The sequence below is a fragment of the Burkholderia lata genome (genome assembly GCF_000012945.1).
Taxonomy (GTDB): Bacteria; Pseudomonadota; Gammaproteobacteria; order Burkholderiales; family Burkholderiaceae; genus Burkholderia; species Burkholderia lata.
This window is the reverse complement of sequence record NC_007511.1, coordinates 344,012-362,617: the sequence shown is the minus strand read 5'-3', so window position 1 is coordinate 362,617 and position 18,606 is coordinate 344,012. Positions and strand designations below refer to the sequence as shown.

Annotated in this window: 18 protein-coding genes; 8 read left to right on the top strand and 10 right to left on the bottom strand. The window is 67.1% G+C overall.

All coding sequences use genetic code 11. The features are described 5' to 3' along the window. Positions 1–42 precede the first annotated feature (42 nt). On the top strand, positions 43–1,350 hold the full coding sequence (locus BCEP18194_RS24455; protein WP_011353951.1) for an MFS transporter: 1,308 nt from the start codon (positions 43–45) through the stop codon (positions 1,348–1,350). A gap of 157 nt (positions 1,351–1,507) precedes the next feature. On the opposite strand, the gene BCEP18194_RS24450 is transcribed toward BCEP18194_RS24455, so the two are convergent. The 4 genes from BCEP18194_RS24450 to garD form a co-directional block, all read right to left on the bottom strand. After that, positions 1,508–1,945 (bottom strand): DoxX family protein, encoded by a 438-nt coding sequence (locus BCEP18194_RS24450; protein WP_011353950.1) that lies wholly within the window; start codon positions 1,943–1,945, stop codon positions 1,508–1,510. 193 nt (positions 1,946–2,138) lie between these two features. After that, on the bottom strand, positions 2,139–2,594 hold the full coding sequence (locus tag BCEP18194_RS24445; RefSeq protein WP_011353949.1) for an RbsD/FucU family protein: 456 nt from the start codon (positions 2,592–2,594) through the stop codon (positions 2,139–2,141). A 79-nt stretch (positions 2,595–2,673) separates the two neighbouring features. Beyond that, positions 2,674–3,075, bottom strand: a complete 402-nt coding sequence (locus tag BCEP18194_RS24440) for a nuclear transport factor 2 family protein (protein WP_041493165.1) — start codon at positions 3,073–3,075, stop codon at positions 2,674–2,676. A 280-nt stretch (positions 3,076–3,355) separates the two neighbouring features. Continuing rightward, on the bottom strand, positions 3,356–4,909 hold the full coding sequence (garD, locus tag BCEP18194_RS24435) for a galactarate dehydratase (protein ID WP_011353947.1): 1,554 nt from the start codon (positions 4,907–4,909) through the stop codon (positions 3,356–3,358). Between the two features lie 229 nt (positions 4,910–5,138). Here garD and kdgD point away from each other — a divergent pair, with 229 nt between their 5' ends. Next, on the top strand, positions 5,139–6,053 hold the full coding sequence (kdgD, locus tag BCEP18194_RS24430; RefSeq protein WP_011353946.1) for a 5-dehydro-4-deoxyglucarate dehydratase: 915 nt from the start codon (positions 5,139–5,141) through the stop codon (positions 6,051–6,053). A gap of 113 nt (positions 6,054–6,166) precedes the next feature. Here kdgD and BCEP18194_RS24425 read toward each other — a convergent pair whose 3' ends face one another. Then, positions 6,167–6,721, bottom strand: coding sequence for a hypothetical protein (locus tag BCEP18194_RS24425; RefSeq protein ID WP_011353945.1), 555 nt, complete (start codon positions 6,719–6,721; stop codon positions 6,167–6,169). A 281-nt stretch (positions 6,722–7,002) separates the two neighbouring features. On the opposite strand from BCEP18194_RS24425, the gene BCEP18194_RS24420 reads away from it, so the two are divergent. Continuing rightward, on the top strand, positions 7,003–7,200 hold the full coding sequence (locus tag BCEP18194_RS24420; protein ID WP_011353944.1) for a type II toxin-antitoxin system VapB family antitoxin: 198 nt from the start codon (positions 7,003–7,005) through the stop codon (positions 7,198–7,200). Further along, positions 7,197–7,568 (top strand): type II toxin-antitoxin system VapC family toxin, encoded by a 372-nt coding sequence (locus BCEP18194_RS24415; protein WP_011353943.1) that lies wholly within the window; start codon positions 7,197–7,199, stop codon positions 7,566–7,568. The genes BCEP18194_RS24420 and BCEP18194_RS24415 overlap by 4 nt, the downstream gene beginning before the upstream one ends. Before the next feature lie 146 nt (positions 7,569–7,714). On the opposite strand, the gene BCEP18194_RS24410 is transcribed toward BCEP18194_RS24415, so the two are convergent. After that, complete coding sequence (locus BCEP18194_RS24410; RefSeq protein WP_011353942.1) at positions 7,715–9,292, bottom strand: aldehyde dehydrogenase (NADP(+)); 1,578 nt, start codon at positions 9,290–9,292, stop codon at positions 7,715–7,717. Between the two features lie 247 nt (positions 9,293–9,539). Here BCEP18194_RS24410 and BCEP18194_RS24405 point away from each other — a divergent pair, with 247 nt between their 5' ends. Continuing rightward, positions 9,540–10,919, top strand: coding sequence for an MFS transporter (locus BCEP18194_RS24405; protein ID WP_011353941.1), 1,380 nt, complete (start codon positions 9,540–9,542; stop codon positions 10,917–10,919). Positions 10,920–10,997: 78 nt separating this feature from the next. Here the strand turns inward: BCEP18194_RS24405 and BCEP18194_RS24400 are convergent, their stop codons facing one another. Further along, positions 10,998–11,723, bottom strand: coding sequence for a site-2 protease family protein (locus tag BCEP18194_RS24400; protein ID WP_011353940.1), 726 nt, complete (start codon positions 11,721–11,723; stop codon positions 10,998–11,000). Next, a complete protein-coding gene (locus tag BCEP18194_RS24395; protein ID WP_011353939.1) occupies positions 11,720–12,682 on the bottom strand; it encodes a DUF2167 domain-containing protein in 963 nt (320 codons plus the stop codon). The genes BCEP18194_RS24400 and BCEP18194_RS24395 overlap by 4 nt, the downstream gene beginning before the upstream one ends. Before the next feature lie 195 nt (positions 12,683–12,877). Here BCEP18194_RS24395 and BCEP18194_RS24390 point away from each other — a divergent pair, with 195 nt between their 5' ends. Beyond that, positions 12,878–13,726: a helix-turn-helix domain-containing protein gene (locus BCEP18194_RS24390; protein ID WP_011353938.1), complete on the top strand. Its 849-nt coding sequence runs from the start codon at positions 12,878–12,880 to the stop codon at positions 13,724–13,726. 387 nt (positions 13,727–14,113) lie between these two features. Next, entirely contained in the window at positions 14,114–15,883 is a 1,770-nt protein-coding gene (locus BCEP18194_RS24385; RefSeq protein ID WP_011353937.1) for a YadA family autotransporter adhesin, read from the top strand. Between the two features lie 98 nt (positions 15,884–15,981). On the opposite strand, the gene BCEP18194_RS24380 is transcribed toward BCEP18194_RS24385, so the two are convergent. Further along, the gene (locus tag BCEP18194_RS24380; protein WP_011353936.1) at positions 15,982–16,611 is read right to left on the bottom strand and encodes a LysE family translocator; all 630 of its coding nucleotides are present in this window, start codon (positions 16,609–16,611) and stop codon (positions 15,982–15,984) included. Between the two features lie 154 nt (positions 16,612–16,765). Between BCEP18194_RS24380 and BCEP18194_RS24375 the strand changes: the two genes are divergently transcribed. Next, the gene (locus BCEP18194_RS24375) at positions 16,766–17,230 is read left to right on the top strand and encodes an Lrp/AsnC family transcriptional regulator (protein WP_011353935.1); all 465 of its coding nucleotides are present in this window, start codon (positions 16,766–16,768) and stop codon (positions 17,228–17,230) included. Here the strand turns inward: BCEP18194_RS24375 and BCEP18194_RS24370 are convergent. After that, positions 17,227–18,603, bottom strand: a complete 1,377-nt coding sequence (locus BCEP18194_RS24370) for a dihydroorotase (protein WP_011353934.1) — start codon at positions 18,601–18,603, stop codon at positions 17,227–17,229. The two genes, BCEP18194_RS24375 and BCEP18194_RS24370, sit on opposite strands and share 4 nt — an antisense overlap. Between the last annotated feature and the right edge of the window lie 3 nt (positions 18,604–18,606).

Genomic DNA, 18,606 nt, shown 5'->3' with positions numbered 1-18,606 from the left:
CGCAGCACCGACAACAACATTCGAAAACCGATCGTCCTGACCATGCAAGCTTCCGAATTGAGCGGCGTGCCTCGCGCCGCCGAACGCGCGCTCACGCGCAGCGACTACAAGACCCTTGGCCTTGCCGCACTCGGCGGCGCCCTCGAGTTCTACGACTTCATCATCTTCGTGTTCTTCGCGCCGGCGATTGGGCAACTGTTCTTCCCGCACGACATTCCCGACTGGCTGCGCCAGCTGCAGACGTTCGGCATCTTCGCGGCCGGCTATCTCGCGCGCCCGCTCGGCGGCGTGATCATGGCGCACTTCGGCGACCTGTTCGGCCGCAAGCGGATGTTCACGCTGAGCGTGCTGATGATGTCCGTGCCGACGCTGCTGATGGGCCTGCTGCCGACCTACGACACGATCGGCATCCTCGCGCCGGTGTTGCTGCTGCTGTTCCGCGTGCTGCAAGGCGCGGCAGTCGGCGGCGAAGTGCCGGGCGCGTGGGTGTTCGTGTCCGAGCACGTGCCGTCGCGTCATATTGGCTATGCGTGCGGCACGCTGACCGCAGGCCTGACGGCCGGCATCCTGCTCGGCTCGCTCGTCGCAGCCGGCATCAACAGCCGCTACTCGACCGCCGAAGTCGGCGCGTTCGCGTGGCGCATCCCGTTCCTGCTCGGCGGCGTATTCGGCCTGTTCTCCGTGTACCTGCGCCGCTGGCTGCACGAGACGCCGGTGTTCGCCGAGATGAAGGCGAAGAAAGCGCTCGCGGACGAGATTCCGCTGAAGGCCGTGCTGCGCGACCATGGCCGCGCGGTGATCGTGTCGATGCTGCTCACGTGGATGCTGTCGGCCGCGATCGTCGTCGTGATCCTGATGACGCCCGCGCTGCTGCAGAAGCAGTTCCACCTGACGCCCGCGACGACGCTGTTCGCGAACAGCGTCGCGACGCTGTGCCTGACGGCCGGCTGCATCACCGCCGGTTCGCTCGCGGGCTGGATCGGCGCGAAGCGCGTGCTCGGCATCGGCGGCATCGGGCTGGCCGCGTGCTACTACCTGCTGTTCGTGCAGGTCGCGGCCGACGCGTCGACGCTGCCGCTCTACTACGGGATCGCGGGCTTCATGGTCGGCACGATCGGCGCGGTGCCTTTCGTGATGGTCAAGAGCTTCCCGGCCGTCGTGCGCTTCTCGGGCATCTCGTTCTCGTACAACGTCGCGTATGCGATCTTCGGCGGCCTCACGCCGGTGATCGTGTCGCTGATGATGAAATCGAATCCGCTCGCGCCGGTGGTGTACGTCGCGGTGATCTGCGTACTCGGCGCGATCGCCGTGCAGTTCTCGAAGGATGCGAAAGAGGATTCGCCGCACTGAGCGGCGACGGTGCGCGTGCGGTGGCGTCCAGCCGCCGCAGCGGATGACGGAACGCACCCGCGCCCCGCAAGCAATCCATGAACAAAGGGCCGAATCCCGCGGGATTCGGCCCTTTTGTTTTACATCAGCGCAACGGCAACAGCGTGCGTATGTACGATCAGCGCAGGCTGCCGTAGGACGTACTCGGCCGGCGCAGGCCGTCGATGCTCGCACCACCGGCGCCCGTGACGTACAGCAGCAGGAAACCGCCGGCGATCGCGATGTTCTTCCAGAAATGGATCACCATGTCGTGCTGGACCGCGGCGTCCGTCGCGTCCCAGAAATTGTGCCCGACCATCGCGGTCGCGACCGTGTAGAACGCCATCAGCAGTGCAAGCGGCTTCACCTTGTAGCCGACGATCAGCAGCAGCCCGCCGAGCCCCTCGATCGCGACGACGATCGGCCCGATCACCTGCGGATACGGCACGTTCAGCCCATGCAGGTAACCGATGAAATCGCCGTAACCGAGCAGTTTCATCACGCCGCCCCACAGGAACAACGCCGCCAGCGCCAGGCGCGCGAAAAAAATGACGCCGGAATCGACGGAACGCGTCATGCCTCTCTCCTCGTGTGCAATTCGGCCGTCCGCGCGGGGCACACCCGGGCGGTTCGGCGCCGCGCAGCCCTGCGGGGCCCGCGGCAAATGGGCCAGCATAGACAGAGTTTCGGCCGTGTCCAAGAAAAAGGTTGTAGCAAATCTTTACACGGCGGCGGCCGCGCGGCCCGAAGGCGGCGGGATGAAAAGGCGTTTAGCCCGCGTCGCTCAACAACACGCCCTTCTTGAAGATGAAGCAGCCGTAGCCGCGCAGCTCACCGGTGACGATCACCGCGTAGGCCTGCTGCGCGCGCTCGTAGAACGCGAACCGGTCGACACCAGTAAGCGGCACCGCACGCCCTTCCGCGCCGTCGATTTCGGCCTGCACCTCGCGCTGCACGGGCGGCACCGCCGCCGCATCGCCGACGACTTCCATCCGCCACGCGGGCGTGTCGACGAACGTGTCGAGCGGCAGCACGGACAGCACCGCGCGTACGACGCGCGCCGAATCCGCGCCGTCGATCCGCAACGCGCGACCGACCACCGTGTGTTCCGCGACGGATTCCGCGGGGAAATTCGCATCGCAGATCGCGATTTCGTCACCATGGCCCATCGCGCGCAGCGTGTGCAGGATGTCGGCGTGCAGCAGCGGGTCGAGATTCTTCAGCATGTCGGCTAGTCTCCGGGATCAGGAACGAACCGCATAACGTTACCCGATCCCGGTGACCGTTGCGCATGCATCGCTCGCGTCACGACGCCGCGGCCGGCATTTCGTCGATGAAGCCCGTGACCGATGCGAGGCGGCCCGACGCGTCGACGGTGCCGAAGTCCGAACCCTTCACGATCGCCGCGCCGTCGGGCGACACGAGCGCCCACGAGAACCGCAGGTGCTGACCGAACCCGTCGACGTCGGTCGTGCGGCGGAAGCGGAACGCTGGGAAGCGCTCCTGCACGGCCGCGATCATCGCGTCGATGCCTGCGTGGCCGTCGCCGGCCATCAGCGGATCGCGATACGCCGCGTCGCTCGCGTAGATCGCATCGATCAGCGCGCGGCGGCGCGCGACGTCGGGTTCGTTCCAGGCGTCGAAGTAGCGGTCGATCAGGTCGGCGTGAACGGAAGAAGCGGACGAAGCGGATTGGGCGGTGTTCATGGCGAGGCTCCTTGTGTCGATGAGAGGACGATGTCGCGAACGTGGCGTGTTTCGTATTCGCGTGCAGTCATCGTCGCCTGCCCCGCGCCGGCGGTCGATTACGTACGAGGTAAGGAAATCGCGCCGGTCGCTTCGAGCCAATGGCCGCTCCGCACGCCGGACATGATCCGCCATGCAGCAAGTTCTCCTCATCGTGGACATCCCGCCGACACTTACTCCGCCGCAATAAAAACGGGCGCCCTCGGGCGCCCGCTTCGTCTGGCGGCAACGGCCGCGCGCGTCAGGTCACCGGCGCCGGATTGAACAGCGTCAGCGCATTCGCGAGCTTCCATTGCTCGGCCCATGTGCGGCGCTTGCCGCTCGCGACATCGAGCATCAGCCGGAACAGCTCCCAGCCCGTGTCCTCGATCGTGGCCGCGCCGGTCGCGATCTGCCCCGCATCGAGATCCATCAGGTCGTGCCAGCGGCGCGCGAGGTCGCTGCGCGTCGCGACCTTGATCACCGGCACCTGCGCGAGGCCGTACGGCGTGCCGCGTCCGGTCGTGAAAATATGCAGGTTCATCCCGGCCGCGAGTTGCAGCGTGCCGCAGATGAAGTCGCTCGCGGGCGTCGCCGCGTACAGCAGCCCCTTCTGTTTCGCGCGATCGCCGGGACGCACGACGCCGGCGATCGGCGCGCTGCCCGACTTCACGATCGAACCCATCGCCTTCTCGACGATGTTCGACAGGCCACCCTTCTTGTTGCCGGGCGTCGTGTTCGCGCTGCGGTCGACGCGGCCGCGCTGCAGGTAGCGGTCGTACCAGTCCATCTCGCGGATGATCTCGCGCGCGACGTCCTCGTTCGCCGCGCGCGACGTGAGCTGCGCGACACCATCGCGCACTTCCGTCACCTCGGAGAACATGATCGTCGCGCCCGCGCGCACCAGCAGGTCCGCCGCGAAGCCGACAGCCGGGTTCGCAGTGAGCCCCGAGAACGCGTCACTGCCGCCGCACTGCACGCCGACGACGAGATCCGACGCGGGGCACGTCTCGCGGCGGCGGCGATCAAGCCGCTCGAGATGCGATTCGGCCATCTTCATGATCGAGTCGATCATCGAGTTGAAGCCGACGTGCGCGGCGTCCTGCAGGCACACCACGCCGCCGTTGTCGGCCGCACCGTCGGCCGCGACGGGAATCGTGCCGGGCGGCAGCAAGCGCTCGGGCTGCAGCTTCTCGCAGCCGAGACTCACGGTCATCACCTCGCCGCCGAAATTCGGATTCAGGCTGATGTTGCGCAGCGTGCGGATCGGGATGTCGGCGTCGGGCGCATCGATCGCCACGCCGCAGCCGTACGTGTGTTCGAGCCCGACCACGTCGTCGACGTTCGGGTAGCGCGGCAGCAGCTCGGCCTTGATCCGCTTCACCGCGTGCTCGACCACACCCGATACGCACTGCACGGTCGTCGTGATCGCAAGGATGTTGCGCGTGCCGACCGAGCCGTCGGCATTGCGGAAGCCCTCGAACGTATAGCCTTCGAGCGGCGGCAGCGGCGGCGCGGCGCGCGTTGCGAGCGGCAGGTCGTCGAGCCCCGGCGGTTCGGGCATGCGCATCGTGCGCTCGTTGACCCAGCTGCCGCGGCGCAGCTCGACCAGCGCATAGCCGATCACCACGTTGTAGCGGACGATCGGGTCGCCGGCCGCGAGATCGACCAGCGCAACCTTGTGCCCCTGCGGCACGCCTTCGCGCAGCGTCAGCCCGTCGGCGAACGTCGCGCCCTCGGCCAAGCCGCCGTCGTTGACGACGATCGCGACGTTGTCGTCCGGATGCACACGGATATAGAGCGGGGAAGCAGTCATCGGAATTCCTGGAGACTATCGGCCATATTGTTAGTCATCATACGACATTCAACCTTGATCGGCGATGCTGCGTAAACCCTTATCCGGAAAGACCCTACTATTTATCGACCAGCAAACCGCTTGCGTCACCCCTCCCCTCGTTGTACGATGACATACAACGACATCGCCAATGTGGCTCGTATGCCGTTCCCGACGAACCCAGCACTCGCGCTAGACGGACGAACCAACCATGACCTCACCGCAAGAACTCAAACAGATCATTTCCCACGGCCTGCTGTCGTTTCCGCTGACGGATTTCGACGTCGACGGCAGCTTCCGCCCGTCCACCTATGCCGAGCGCCTGGAATGGCTCGCGCCGTACGGTGCGAGCGCGCTGTTCGCGGCCGGCGGCACCGGTGAATTCTTCTCGCTCACGCAGCGCGAGTATTCGGACGTGATCCGTGTCGCGACGGAAACCTGCAAGGGCAAGGTGCCGATCCTCGCCGGCGCGGGCGGCGCGACGCGCGTCGCGATCGAATATGCGCAGGAGGCCGAGCGCCTCGGCGCGAGCGGCGTGCTGCTGATGCCGCACTACCTGACCGAAGCGAGCCAGGAAGGGATCGCCGACCACGTCGAGCAGGTGTGCCGCGCGCTGAAGATCGGCGTCGTGGTGTACAACCGCGCGAATTCGAAGCTGAACGCCGACATGCTCGAGCGCCTCGCCGACCGTTGCCCGAACCTGATCGGCTTCAAGGACGGCGTGGGTGAAATCGAAAGCATGGTGACGATCCGCCGCCGCCTCGGCGACCGCTTCGCGTACCTCGGCGGCCTGCCGACGGCCGAAGTCTATGCCGCCGCGTACAAGGCGCTCGGCGTGCCGGTGTATTCGTCGGCCGTGTTCAACTTCATCCCGAAGACGGCGATGGAATTCTACGAAGCGATCGCGAAGGACGACCACGCCACGGTCGGCCGCCTGATCGACGAGTTCTTCCTGCCGTACTTGAAGATCCGGAATCGCCGCGCGGGCTATGCGGTCAGCATCGTGAAGGCGGGCGCGAAGCTCGTCGGCCATGACGCAGGCCCGGTGCGTGCGCCGCTCGTCGACCTCAACGATGAAGAAGTCGCGGAGCTCGACGTGCTGATCAAGAAGATGGGCCCGCAGTAAGCGGCGGGCAGTCAACCGGCACACGCTTCGGTGTGTGCCGGCGCGGCGCCGCGCATTCGGCCCGCTTGCTCCTTTCGACGGCCGGCCCGCGCCTCGCGGGCCGGCCGTTTTCGTCACATCTGCGAAATGGTGCCGACGATCCGGTAGCGCAGGCTGCCCAGCCTGAGCCGGGTCGCGGCGATCTCCGCGCCAGTGGCCGAGCGCCGCGCACGCGTGTTCGGGTCGCCGGCGAGCATCTGGTCGAGCACGTCGGGATCGACGACTGCGTCGAAGAATCGCCCGACCGTGAGCATCGCGTACTGCTTCGCAGTCGCCAGCTGGCTGTTGGCCTGCGTCAGCGCGTCGGTGCGCAGGCCCGGGTCGCGCTCGTCGATGCTGCGGCGGTGCTTCAGCGCGAACACCAGCGCCTCCATGTCCAGCCTGAACCGCTTGACGGCCTGACCGAACCGGAGCGAATGCGGATCGGAATCCGTCACGGGCCGCCCCTGGTTGATCGTCACGTCGAATTCGCTGCCGCCCAGGTCGCGCTGCAATTCGAACAGCGCATTGGCCAGCACGCGGCCTTCGCTGTATTCCCCGACCTGCGTGCGCACCGATTTCGCGACGTCGCCAACCGCTTTCCACAACCCGGCCGCGAACAGGTGGTCGCCACGTTTGCTGATGTTCATGATGCCGTTCCCTCTTGGTCTTTTTCTGGATCTCTCAGGTTTTGCCTGCGGGTCGGTCGACCCGGGGCTTCGGTACTGTAGGAGAAAAGCGGGCGGCGGGAAAGCCGGCAAGATCAACGACCGTTTTTGCCCACACGACGGCGCCGGCGCTCGCCCCGGCCAGCGGCCCCCTCCATGTCCCCTCGGCACGATCCAGATTCATTACACCCTCTGGCACATGCATCACCATCAGCATCAGTTGATGCGATAATTGATGCCTCGATCCTTTCCGGAGGCGCACCATGCGCACGACCTTGTCCCTTGACGACGCCCTGCTTGCCAAAGCGCAGCAATTGACCGGCGTGACCGAAAAATCAGCCTTGGTGAAAGAGGCGCTGCGCGCGTTGATCGCCCGCGAAAGCGCCCGTCGGCTCGCCCGACTCGGCGGCACCGAGCCTGATCTCGAATCCATCCCGCGCCGCCCGTCGGACCCAGCATGATTCTTGTCGACACCTCCGTCTGGATCGACCATCTTCGCGCCGGTGACGTCACGCTCACAGCGCTACTGGAAACCGACCGAGTACTGATCCATCCTTTCGTGATCGGCGAACTCGCGCTCGGCAGCCTGCGAGATCGCCAGACCGTACTGGATGCGCTGCGCGATCTGCCCGTCGCCACCTCGGCAACTGACGATGAAGTTCAGCGCCTGGTCGATGTCGTGCCGCTTCACGGGCTCGGCATCGGCTACGTCGATGCGCACCTGCTCGCCTCGGTCCGACTGACCGGTGGCAGCAAGCTGTGGACACGCGACCGGCGCCTGCTGAGCGCAGCAGACCGCCTGGGGCTCGCTGCGCATCCCGCCCACTGACGCGGCGAGATCGGCACCACCCAAACCTGCCATGCAAAAAAGGCGGAAGCGGCTCACCGGCCACTTCCGCCTTTTCCTTTGTTGCGACCGGCGAGCACCCAGGCTCCCCGGCCGCAGCGGATCGCTCCCTCAATCGAGGTGCGTCATCACTCCGCCTTCCCGTCCCGCAGCCGCGGAATCGCGAGCGGATTGCTTTCCTGCAGCCCTTCCGGCAGCAGATCGTCCGGGAAATCCTGGTAGCACACGGGCCGCAGGAAACGGTCGATCGCCGTCGCGCCGACCGACGTGACGGCCGGGTTCGACGTAGCCGGGAACGGCCCGCCGTGCACCATCGCGTCGCACACCTCGACGCCGGTCGGGTAGCCGTTGACCAGCAGGCGGCCCGCCTTGCGTTCGAGGATCGGCAGCAGCCGGCGCGCGAGCGGTTTGTCGTCAGCGTCCATCTGCAGCGTGGCCGTCAGCTGGCCTTCGAGCGCTTCGAGCACGCGCGCGACTTCGTCGAGATCGCGGCAACGCACGATCAGCGACGCCGGACCGAACACCTCGTGGCTGAACGCCGGTTCGGCCAGGAACGCCTGCGCGCCGACTTCGTACAGCGCGCCGCCGGCCTGGCAGTCGGTCTGCGCCGCCTCGCCCGCGCCGATCTCACGCACGCCCGGTAGTTCGGCCAGCTTGCCGCGACCGTTGCGATACGCATCGGCGATGCCGCGCGTGAGCATCACGCCGGCCGGCTTCTTCGCAAGCGCCTGCGCGGCGACGGTTTCGAAACGGTCGAGATCGGGGCCGTCGATCGCAAGCACGAGGCCCGGGTTGGTACAGAACTGGCCGACGCCGAGCGTCAGCGAATCGACGAAGCCCGTCGCGATCGCGTCGCCGCGCGCGGCGAGCGCCGCCGGGAACAGCACGACGGGGTTGATGCTGCTCATTTCCGCGTAGACGGGAATCGGCTGCGGGCGGGCGTTCGCGAGCTGCACGAGCGCCATGCCGCCCTGCCGCGACCCCGTGAAGCCGACCGCCTGGACCGCCGGATGGCTGACGAGCGCCGCACCGATCACGCGGCCGGGGCCAACCAGCAGCGAGAACACGCCCGCCGGCATGCCGGTTTTCGCGACGGCGGCACGGATCGCGCGGCCGACCAGCTCGGACGTGCCGAGGTGCGCCTCGTGCGCCTTCACGATCACCGGGCAGCCAGCCGCGAGCGCCGACGCCGTATCGCCACCGGCCACCGAGAACGCGAGCGGGAAATTGCTCGCACCGAACACGACGACGGGCCCGAGCCCGACTTTCTGCAGCCGCAGGTCCGAGCGCGGCAGCGGCGTGCGCGCCGGCTGCGCGGGATCGATCGACGCGGCAAGGAAGCGCCCGTCGCGCACGACGCGCGCGAACAGCCGGAGCTGGCCGACGGTGCGGCCGCGCTCGCCCTGCAGCCGCGCGACGGGCAGGCCCGTTTCGGCGTGGGCGCGCTCGATCAGCGCGTCGCCGAGCGCGACGATTTCATCCGCGATCGCGTCGAGAAACGCCGCGCGGGCCGCGAGCGGCTGCGCGCGGTACGCGTCGAACGCATCACGTGCGAGTTCGCATGCGCGCTCGACGTCGGCCTGCGTCGCGACGCCGAATGCCGGCGCGTCGATCGGCGCGCCCTTCGACGGGTCGAACGCGCGCAAGGTACCGGCCGAGCCGGCCACCGCGTCGGCGCCGATCAGCATCTCTCCAGTCAGTTGCATGGGGTGTGCTCCGTGGTTCGGGAATTGATCGCCCATTGTAGCTCAACAGATATGATGTCCGCCCACCAAGCATCAATATTTACGTCACCTGCCAGCCCTGACCAAAAACACGTAGAACCCTTATTCCACGGGATAACTGCCGCCATTTTTACGCTTTCACGTCATCATCCAGAGGGAAAACCCGAGGTTTCTGCGTCTGATTATTGCCCATAAACTGCCGCCACGTCATACGACGACGTACATTAAAGTGCCTAATCAGACCTCCTCTCGCGAGCTTCCGCTCGACCTCGCGCGCACCGCGCGCCGGACCGCCGTGCGTTACTGGATCCTGGCGATGCTATTCGTCGTCACGACGCTCAACTATGCGGACCGCGCGACGCTGTCGATCACCGGCACGCCGATCCGCAAGGCGTTCGGCATCGATCCGGTGACGATGGGCTACATCTTCTCGGCGTTCAGCTGGGCGTACGTGCTCGCGCAGTTGCCGAGCGGCTGGTTGCTCGATCGCTTCGGCGCGCGGCGCGTGTATGCGGGCAGCATCTTCCTGTGGTCGGCGTTCACGCTGCTGCAGAGCACGATCGGCCTCGGCGGCAGCGCCGCGTTCGCGGTGGCCGCGCTGTTCGCGATGCGCTTCGCGGTCGGCATCGCCGAAGCCCCTGCCTTTCCGGCGAACGCGAAGGTCGTCGCGAGCTGGTTCCCGACCGCCGAGCGCGGCACCGCGTCGGCGATCTTCAACGCCGCGCAGTACTTCGCGGCCGTGGTGTTCTCGCCGCTGATGGCGTGGCTCACGCATGCGTACGGCTGGCATCAGGTGTACCTGTGGCTCGGCCTCGCGGGCATCGCGCTCGCGTTCCTGTGGCTGCGGGTCATGAAGGATCCGGCCGACCATCCGGCCGTGAACCGCGCGGAACTCGAGCACATCGAACAGGGTGGCGGACTCGTGCGGACGACGGCGCGCAACACCGGCGGCACGCGCACGGAAGGCAGCCGCGTGGCCGGCTGGTACTACGTGCGCCAGTTGCTGTCGAACCGGATGCTGATCGGCGTGTACCTCGGCCAGTACTGCGTGAACGTGCTCACGTACTTCTTCCTCACGTGGTTCCCGATCTATCTCGTGCAGGCGCGCGGGATGTCGCTGCTGAAGGCCGGTTTCATGACGTCGCTGCCCGCGATCTGCGGGTTCCTCGGCGGCGTGCTCGGCGGGATGTTGTCGGACGGGCTGATCCGCCGCGGCGTGTCGCTGACGCTCGCGCGCAAGATCCCGATCGTCGGCGGGATGGCGCTGTCGATGGTCATCATCGGCTGCAACTATGTCGACAGCGAAGTGCTCGTGATCGTGCTGATGGCCGTGTCGTTCTTCGGCAAGGGGATCGGCTCGCTCGGCTGGGCCGTCGTCGCGGATACCGCACCGAAGGAAGCGATCGGCCTGTCGGGCAGCCTGTTCAACATGTTCGGCAACACCGCCGGCATCGTCGCGCCGATCGCGATCGGCTACCTCGTCGGCGCAAGCGGCTCGTTCAACGGCGCGCTCGTGTTCGTCGGGCTGAACGCGCTCGTCACCGTGTTCAGCTATCTCGTGATCGTGAAGGACATCCGGCGCGTCGAGCTGCGTCATCGCGACGCCTGACGTTCGGCTTCGAACCAATACGACGGCGGTCACGTGAAAACGGCCGCCGTTGTTGCATCGGATATCCGGTGTCGGCGGTCAGGTCGACGAATGCGCGACGCGCAGCATGTCGTGCACGCCGGACGTCATCAGCGCGAGGAACGCGAGCAGGCCGACGTAGCAGAGCGCGTACGTCGTCTTCGTCTCGATCGACGTCGCGTAGTACACGCGATTCTCCGGCGCGTCGGGATCGTAGCGCCACGCGCGTTTCAGCTGCGGCAGTGCGAGGATCGCCATCACGATCAGCAACGGGCTCGGACGATACACGAACAGCGCGATCAGCACCGGCACGCCCGCGAACCAGATGCGCGGCGACAGCACCGCGGTGATCCGCCCGCCGTCGAACGGCGACAGCGGAATCATGTTGAACAGGTTCAGGAAGAAGCCCGTGTACGACAGTGCGAGCAGCAGGTTGCTGTCGTAGTGGCGCGCGGCCGCGTAGCAGGCCAGCGCACCGAGCGTGCCGACGAACGGCCCGGCGAGCCCGACGTACGCCTCGGTTTCCGCGTCGTGCGGCATCTCCTTCAGCTGGATCCACGCGCCGACGAACGGAATGAAAGTCGGCAGCCCGACGTCGAGCCCGCGCCGCTGCGCGGCGATGTAATGGCCGGCCTCGTGCACCAGCAGCAATGCCACGAAACCGGCCGCGAACCGCCAGCCGTAGAACAGCGCGTAGACCGCGATCGACGCCAGCATGGTGCCCGCCGAAATGAGCACCTTGCCGAGCTTGAGGCCGCCGAAGATCAGCAGCAACAGCTTCGTCATTCCTTGCGCTCCGCGCCGGGCACGTCGGATACGCCGGATGCATCGGCGACGGCCGGCACCGCGGCCGCCTTCGGCTTGCGCCCGAAGAAGCGCTTCACCGCCGCGCCGCCGGCCAGCAGCGCGACCACGCCGATCTTGAAGAACTTCACCGCGAACGCGCCGATCAGCGCGAGCAGGCCGAGCTTCTTCGCGCCGACGCCGACGATCAGCGCCGCGAGGCCGTACTCGGCGACGTGGTCGGTCGACTTGTTGAAATCGGCGTAGCGCTTGCCGTCGTTGAAGCTGATGTTCGACAGCAACTCGTCGGCCGACACCTTGTATTTCGGCAGATCGGCAAGCGTCGACGCCATCGTCAGCGACAGGTAGCCGTCACGGCCGAGCACGAGCGTCCGGTAGTTCACGCCGTCGTTCTCGGCGTTCGGCGCCGCGCCCTTGTCGCGGATGATCGCGGACCACACGAGCCGGTGCGAGGCCGCGTCGTACGCGGGCGCCTTCGCCCAGCCAACCACCTCGGTTTCCGGCAGGCCGCGTTCCTTGCGCCCGGGGTTGTCTTCCTCGGTGCCGGACTGCAGGCTCTTCAGCAGCTCGTCGGGCTTCCAGTCCTTCGCGTCGTCGTCGCGGATATAGCCGCTCGGCTCGAACGACACGACCGAGATCCAGTCGGCATCGGGATCGTCGGGCAACACGAGGCCGACCAGCTTGGATTCGTCGATCGAGTTGCCCATCGAGCGCAGGTAGCGGCCGGCTTCGGCGGCCGGCACGAACGATTCGCCGGCCTTCAGCTTCAGCACGGCTTCGTGTTTCACGTCGATGTCGGTCGGGCCCTTCACGACCGCGTCGTTGGCGGCCGCGGCGGCGGCCCTCATTTCCACCTGCGCAGCTTCGGTCTGCGCGTGGCCGGTGGTCGCGGCGAATGCAAGCGTCGCCACGCAGGCGAGCCGGACGGCAAGTTTTTTCATTGTTGGATTCCCCTGGAATGCCTTGTCGTAAATATGCACGGCGTCGGCCCATGCGTTTTCAATCGCGGGTCCGGCGTCGTCTCTCAGTTGGCACGGGGGCTATGGTAACGCAGCGCGGCGACACGCCCGGGAACCGCGCGATGCTTACGTCGCAGGTAATGCCCAAGGGGCACGGGATTGCCTATCATCAGCACCATGAACTCGACCGCCGCCCTCCATTCGCCCTCCCCGTCCGCCGGCCGCGCTTCCGGCATCGGCTCGCTGCTGCGCACGTGGCGGCAACGCCGGCGCCTGAGCCAGATGGCGCTCGCGCTCGACGCGGAAGTCTCCGCGCGCCACCTGAGCTTCGTGGAATCGGGCCGCGCGCAGCCGAGCCGCGAGATGGTGCTGCATCTCGCCGAGCGGCTCGACGTGCCGCTGCGCGAACGCAATGCGCTGCTCGTCGCGGCCGGCTTCGCGCCGCTGTTTCGCGAACGGCCGTTTTCGGATCCGCAGCTCGATGCCGCGCGCCATGCGGTCGAAGCCGTGCTGCGCGGCCACGAGCCTTATCCGGCGCTCGCCGTCGACCGCCACTGGACGCTGCTCGCCGCGAACCGGATGCTCGGCGCGCTGGTCGCGCAGGCCGCCCCGGCGCTGTTGCAGCCGCCCGTCAACGTGCTGCGGCTGAGCCTGCATCCGGACGGGCTCGCATCGCAGATCGTCAACTGGCACGAATGGCGCGCACACATCCTGCATCGGCTGCAGCGGCAGATCGATGCGAGCGGCGACCGCACGCTGCACACGCTGCGCGACGAACTCGCCGCATATCCGGCGCCGGCCGGCCAGCCCGACGACACGCATGCGCGCACCGACTTCGCGGATATCGCCGTGCCGCTGCGGCTGCGCACGGCAGCCGGCGAACTCACGTTCTTCAGCACGACGACGGTGTTCGGCACACCGGTCGACGTGACGCTGTCTGAACTCGCGATCGAGGCGTTCTTTCCGGCCAACCCGGAGACGGTAGAGGCAATGCGGGCGCTGGCGGACGCATTGCCGGCGCAGTAGCGCGTGCGCCACCCCGCCTGACGGAAGCCGGCACGCGAACGCCGGCTTCCGGGCCGACTACGGCCACGCCGGTCGCCGGCGCATTTCTCCAGACAATTTCCCCTGAAGCATAGAGATCGACCGCTACGGCAAACCTGGGCGCCGGCGCGGCCGATCAGAATGCGTCGTCGCATCTCAGGTTGCCGATCCGGAACGCGCGAGCGTGCCGGGTCACGTCAAGCAACGCAGCCGCACCTGCGCCGTTTCCCCCTCGGATTCACTCCGCCGAATGTCAAATTTGTTTAGTACATCTTTTCAATCGGATCGTACTCGAACCAATGCGATAGGGAAATCGTGAGACGGACACGCTAGCCACAACACAATTTTCATATCGAGCCTAGGAACAACATGAACAAGAATCATCGAGGGTTGGGGAACCCGGCGCAGCGCGTGCCGGCGAAGTCGAAAGCGGCGCTGGCCATCGCCGTCAGCGCAGCAGTCGTCGCCTTCACGGCTTCCGCACCGGCGCGGGCCTCCTACGTGCAGAACGGGAATTCGATCGATACCGTGGCAGGTTGCTCGGACAACATCGCGATTTCGGGCACCAACACGTATCAGGCCACGGCACGGGGCTGTGACAACATCGCGATCGGCCCGTCGGCCGTCGCCGATTCGGGTTCGTCGACCGGCGCGTACAGCGAAACCGTTGCGATCGGGCGGCAGTCCGTCGCAACAGGTACGCAAGCGACGACGCTCGGCGGCAATTCCGTCGCGACCGGCGATCATGCAACGGCGGTCGGCGCGTTTGCCGCTGCGACTGGCCTCAACGCGACGGCAGTCGGCGAGGGCGCGGTCGCGAACGGTGCCACGGCTGCGGCATTCGGCCAGGGCGCATTCGCCGTGGATCAATCAACTGCAGTCGGCCAGGGCGCCAGCGCCACCGCGACTTTTTCGACCGCAGTCGGCAAAGGCAGCAGCGCGGCCGGCGGCACGGCGCTCGGCTTCCAGGCCAACGCCGGCGCAGCCGATGCGGTCGCGCTCGGCGTCGACAGCTCGGCATCCGCGACCGGCAGCGTCGCGATTGCCCGTGCGACGGCATCGGCGGTGAATGCGGTCGCGATCGGCGAAGGTGCCAACGCGTCCAATGCGAACTCCGTGGCACTCGGCTCGAATTCGGCCACGCGTGCGGCGACCACCGTCAGCAGCGTGACGCTGAACGGCGTCGGCTACAGCGGCTTCGCGGGTACGCCGGTCGGCGTGGTCAGCGTGGGCAGCGCCGGCGCAGAACGCCAGATCGTCAACGTCGCGGCCGGCGCCATCAGCGCGACCAGCACGGACGCGGTCAACGGCTCGCAGCTCTTCTCGATCGCCAGCCAGGTGTCCACGCTGACGAATAATCTGGCCACGCTGACGAACACCGTCGGCAAGATTTCGTCGAGCGTCCCGAGCGGCACGGTGACGGACAGCACGAGCACCGCGATCGGCAAGAACACGTCGGTCAGCGCGACGAACGGCACGGCGCTCGGCAACGGCGCGAATGTGTCGGGCGACAACGGCACGGGGATCGGCGTGAACGCGACCGTCGCCGCGGCGAACGGCACGGCGACCGGCACGAACGCGACCGTCACGGCAGCGAACGGCACCGCCACCGGCACGAACTCGAAAGTCACGGGGACGAACGGCACCGCGATCGGGTCCGGCTCGAATGTCTCCGGCAACAATTCGACGGCGATCGGCGCGAACAGCCAGGCACCGGCAAACAATGCGGTCGCGTTGGGTGCGAATTCCGTCGCGTCGCGCGACAACACGGTGTCGATCGGTGCCCCGGGCGCCGAACGCCAGCTGACCAACGTGGCCGACGGCACCGCGCCGACGGACGGCGTGAACCTGCGCCAGTTGAACGGCGCGATCAACTCGGTCCGCGACGAAATGTCGAAGTACCGCAAGGACGCGGATGCGGGCACCGCGAGCGCGATCGCGATGGCCAACATGCCGCAAGCCGTGCTGCCCGGCGAGAAGGTCGTCGCGCTCGGCGGCGGCACGTACGGCGGTCAGAGCGCGATGGCGGTCGGTCTTTCCTTCGCGACGACGAAATGGCTGGTCAAGGGCTCGGTGACGACGGCCGTGTCGGGCCACGGCTCGTTCGGCGCGGGTGCGGGCGTCGGCTATCGCTGGTAATCGACGTGGGCGGTGAAGCGTCGGGCGGCTTTACCCGACGCCGGGAAGCGTGCCGTCGGCGCAATCGCGTCGACGGCACGCGTACGAGGTCACCGCGATCAGCGACGCTCGAGCGCCAGCTTCACGCCCAGCCCCAGCAGGACCACGCCGCTGACGCGATGCATGCGCGTCAGGATGCTCGGGTTGCGGCGAATCGACGCCGACAGCAGACCGGCGAACAGTGCGACGGGCCCCTTGACGAGAAACGTCAGGCCGGCAAACGTCGCGCCCAGCACGAACAGCGACAGCATCGGATGCGCGGTGCCCGCCGGCACGAATTGCGGCAGGAACGCCAGATAGAAGAGCGCGACCTTGGGATTCGACACGTTGGAAAGCGCGCCTTGCGCGAACGTGCGAAGCCGCGATGCCTGCGCACCGTCGCGGCCGCTCGCGAGCGTCAGTTCGCCCGACGACCGCAGCAACGTGATGCCGAGGTACAGCAGATACAGCGCGCCGATCACCTTCAGCGCCGTGAACAGCCATGCGGATGCCTGAAGAAGCGCGCCCAGACCGAGCGTCGCGAGCATCGTATGAACGAGCAGCCCGACGCTGACGCCCGCGGCCGTGACGAGGCCCGCGCGCGTGCCGCCGGACAGCGTGCGCGACATCACGAGCACCATGTCCTGACCCGGCGTGACGATGATCAGAAGCGACGTTGCGATGAATGGCAGCCAGGATAGATGTGACATGGGAGCGCTCCTGAAGGGATAGCCGGCGGACGAGAATCACCCGGCCGGTCGTCAGATTATCGGTGCCCTTCCGTGGAGATTGGATGCGTATTTGGCTACGTGAAATCGGTGATTTGGAGCTAATCTCTAGTTTTAAAGATTTTGGTAGTCAAAAATGCCAATCAAACTGGACGCGATCGACCGGCGCATTCTGCGTGCCTTGCAACGGAATTCGAACCAGACGAATGCCGAACTCGCGCAACAGGCCGGGCTGTCGGCCACGCCATGCCTGCGCCGCGTTCATCTGCTCGAGGAACAAGGCGTGATCGACGCTTATGTCGCGCTATTGAACCCGGCCGCCGTCGACCTGCGATTCACCGCGTTCGTGCGCGTCACGCTGGAACGCCAGGACAAGACAACCGTCGAACGCTTCGCGCGCGAAATGGAGCAAGCGCCGGAAGTGCTCGAATGTCATCTGATGGCCGGCAGCTACGACTATCTGCTGCGCGTGATCGCGCGCGATCTCGACGACTACCAGCGCTTTCAGATGGAGACGCTCACGCAGATCGAAGGCGTCCGCAACGTCGAAACCGAGATTCCCCTGAAGCGCATCAAGCAGACGGTTCGCCTGCCGATCTAGGCATCCAGAAACGTCACGGCCTGCCCTTCAGGCTCCCCGTTCAGCGCGCCGTCGCGCACCACGACCCGCCCGCGCACGACCGTGTGCACGGGCCAGCCGGTGACCGCGCACCCGTCGTACGGCGTCCAGCCGCTCACGCTGGCAATCCATTCGTCGCGGATGATCCGGCGCGCGCGCAAGTCGACGATACTGAAATCGGCGTCGTAGCCCGCCGCAATCCGCCCTTTCCCCGCGATACCGAAGATCCGCGCCGGCCCTGCGCTCGTCAGGTCGACCAGCCGTGCGAGGCTCAGGCGGCCCGCATGCACGTGATCGAGCATCAGCGGCAGCAGCGTCTGCACGCCGGTCATCCCGCTCGGCGATTGCGGATAGGGCCGGCGCTTTTCATCGCGCGTATGCGGCGCGTGATCGCTGCCGATCACGTCGACCACGCCATCGCGAACGGCCTGCCACAGCGCATCCTGATGATGTCGTTCACGCACCGGCGGATTCATCTGCGCGAACGTGCCGAGCCGCTCGTAGCAATCGGGCGCGTACAGGCTCAGGTGATGCGGCGTGACCTCGACGGTCACGCGCTGCCGGTGCCGCGCGAGGAACGCCATTTCCTCGGCAGTCGATACGTGCAGCACATGCAGCCGTCGGCCCGTCTCTGTGGCCAGCCCGACGATGCGCCGCGTCGCGGCCAGCGCGCTTTCCTCGTCGCGCCACCGATGATGATCGCGCACGTCGCCGCTCGCTTCCACGAGCGCCCGGCGTTCGCGCAGCCGCGCCTCGTCCTCCGCGTGGACGGCCATGCGCCGCCGCCCGTTGCGCACGATCCTGCGCAGCACCGCTTCGTCGTCCGCCAGCAGATCGCCGAACGAACTGCCCATGAAGACCTTCACGCCCGCGCAGCCCGGCAGGTTTTCGAGCTCCGGCAGCCGTTCGGCGTTCGCGGCCGAGCCGCCGATGTAGAACGCGTAGTCGCACCACGCACGGCCGTGCGCAAGATCCAGCTTGGCCTGCAGGTCCTGCGCGGTCAGCGTCAGCGGATGCGTGTTGGGCATCTCGAAGATCGTCGTGACGCCGCCGAGCACCGCGCCGCGCGTGCCGGCCTCGAGGGTCTCCTTGTGCGTGAGGCCCGGTTCGCGGAAATGCACCTGGCTGTCGACGACGCCCGGCAGCACGTGCAGCCCGCCCGCATCGAGCACGACGTCGGCGCTCCAGTTGCCGTGCAACGCGCCCAGCGCGACGACGCGGCCGTTCACGCACGCAACGTCGATCCGCTCGGCACCGTTGGGCGTCATCACCATGCCGCCGTGCACGAGCAGGTCGGCGTGACGTCGCTTCGGCGCATCGCTCGCGCCCCCTTCGCTTCGGATGGGCTCGTCCATGAC

Excerpts from the sequence above, each read along its gene's own strand:
- BCEP18194_RS24390 (WP_011353938.1), top strand. The coding sequence starts at position 12,878 with ATGAACTCGACCGCCGCCCTCCATTCGCCCTCCCCGTCCGCCGGCCGC.
- BCEP18194_RS24395 (WP_011353939.1), bottom strand. The coding sequence starts at position 12,682 with ATGAAAAAACTTGCCGTCCGGCTCGCCTGCGTGGCGACGCTTGCATTC.
- kdgD (WP_011353946.1), top strand. The coding sequence starts at position 5,139 with ATGACCTCACCGCAAGAACTCAAACAGATCATTTCCCACGGCCTGCTG.
- BCEP18194_RS24455 (WP_011353951.1), top strand. The coding sequence starts at position 43 with ATGCAAGCTTCCGAATTGAGCGGCGTGCCTCGCGCCGCCGAACGCGCG.
- BCEP18194_RS24400 (WP_011353940.1), bottom strand. The coding sequence starts at position 11,723 with ATGACGAAGCTGTTGCTGCTGATCTTCGGCGGCCTCAAGCTCGGCAAG.
- BCEP18194_RS24440 (WP_041493165.1), bottom strand. The coding sequence starts at position 3,075 with ATGAACACCGCCCAATCCGCTTCGTCCGCTTCTTCCGTTCACGCCGAC.
- BCEP18194_RS24380 (WP_011353936.1), bottom strand. The coding sequence starts at position 16,611 with ATGTCACATCTATCCTGGCTGCCATTCATCGCAACGTCGCTTCTGATC.
- BCEP18194_RS24420 (WP_011353944.1), top strand. The coding sequence starts at position 7,003 with ATGCGCACGACCTTGTCCCTTGACGACGCCCTGCTTGCCAAAGCGCAG.
- BCEP18194_RS24450 (WP_011353950.1), bottom strand. The coding sequence starts at position 1,945 with ATGACGCGTTCCGTCGATTCCGGCGTCATTTTTTTCGCGCGCCTGGCG.
- garD (WP_011353947.1), bottom strand. The coding sequence starts at position 4,909 with ATGACTGCTTCCCCGCTCTATATCCGTGTGCATCCGGACGACAACGTC.
- BCEP18194_RS24370 (WP_011353934.1), bottom strand. The coding sequence starts at position 18,603 with ATGGACGAGCCCATCCGAAGCGAAGGGGGCGCGAGCGATGCGCCGAAG.
- BCEP18194_RS24445 (WP_011353949.1), bottom strand. The coding sequence starts at position 2,594 with ATGCTGAAGAATCTCGACCCGCTGCTGCACGCCGACATCCTGCACACG.
- BCEP18194_RS24425 (WP_011353945.1), bottom strand. The coding sequence starts at position 6,721 with ATGAACATCAGCAAACGTGGCGACCACCTGTTCGCGGCCGGGTTGTGG.
- BCEP18194_RS24375 (WP_011353935.1), top strand. The coding sequence starts at position 16,766 with ATGCCAATCAAACTGGACGCGATCGACCGGCGCATTCTGCGTGCCTTG.
- BCEP18194_RS24410 (WP_011353942.1), bottom strand. The coding sequence starts at position 9,292 with ATGCAACTGACTGGAGAGATGCTGATCGGCGCCGACGCGGTGGCCGGC.
- BCEP18194_RS24385 (WP_011353937.1), top strand. The coding sequence starts at position 14,114 with ATGAACAAGAATCATCGAGGGTTGGGGAACCCGGCGCAGCGCGTGCCG.
- BCEP18194_RS24415 (WP_011353943.1), top strand. The coding sequence starts at position 7,197 with ATGATTCTTGTCGACACCTCCGTCTGGATCGACCATCTTCGCGCCGGT.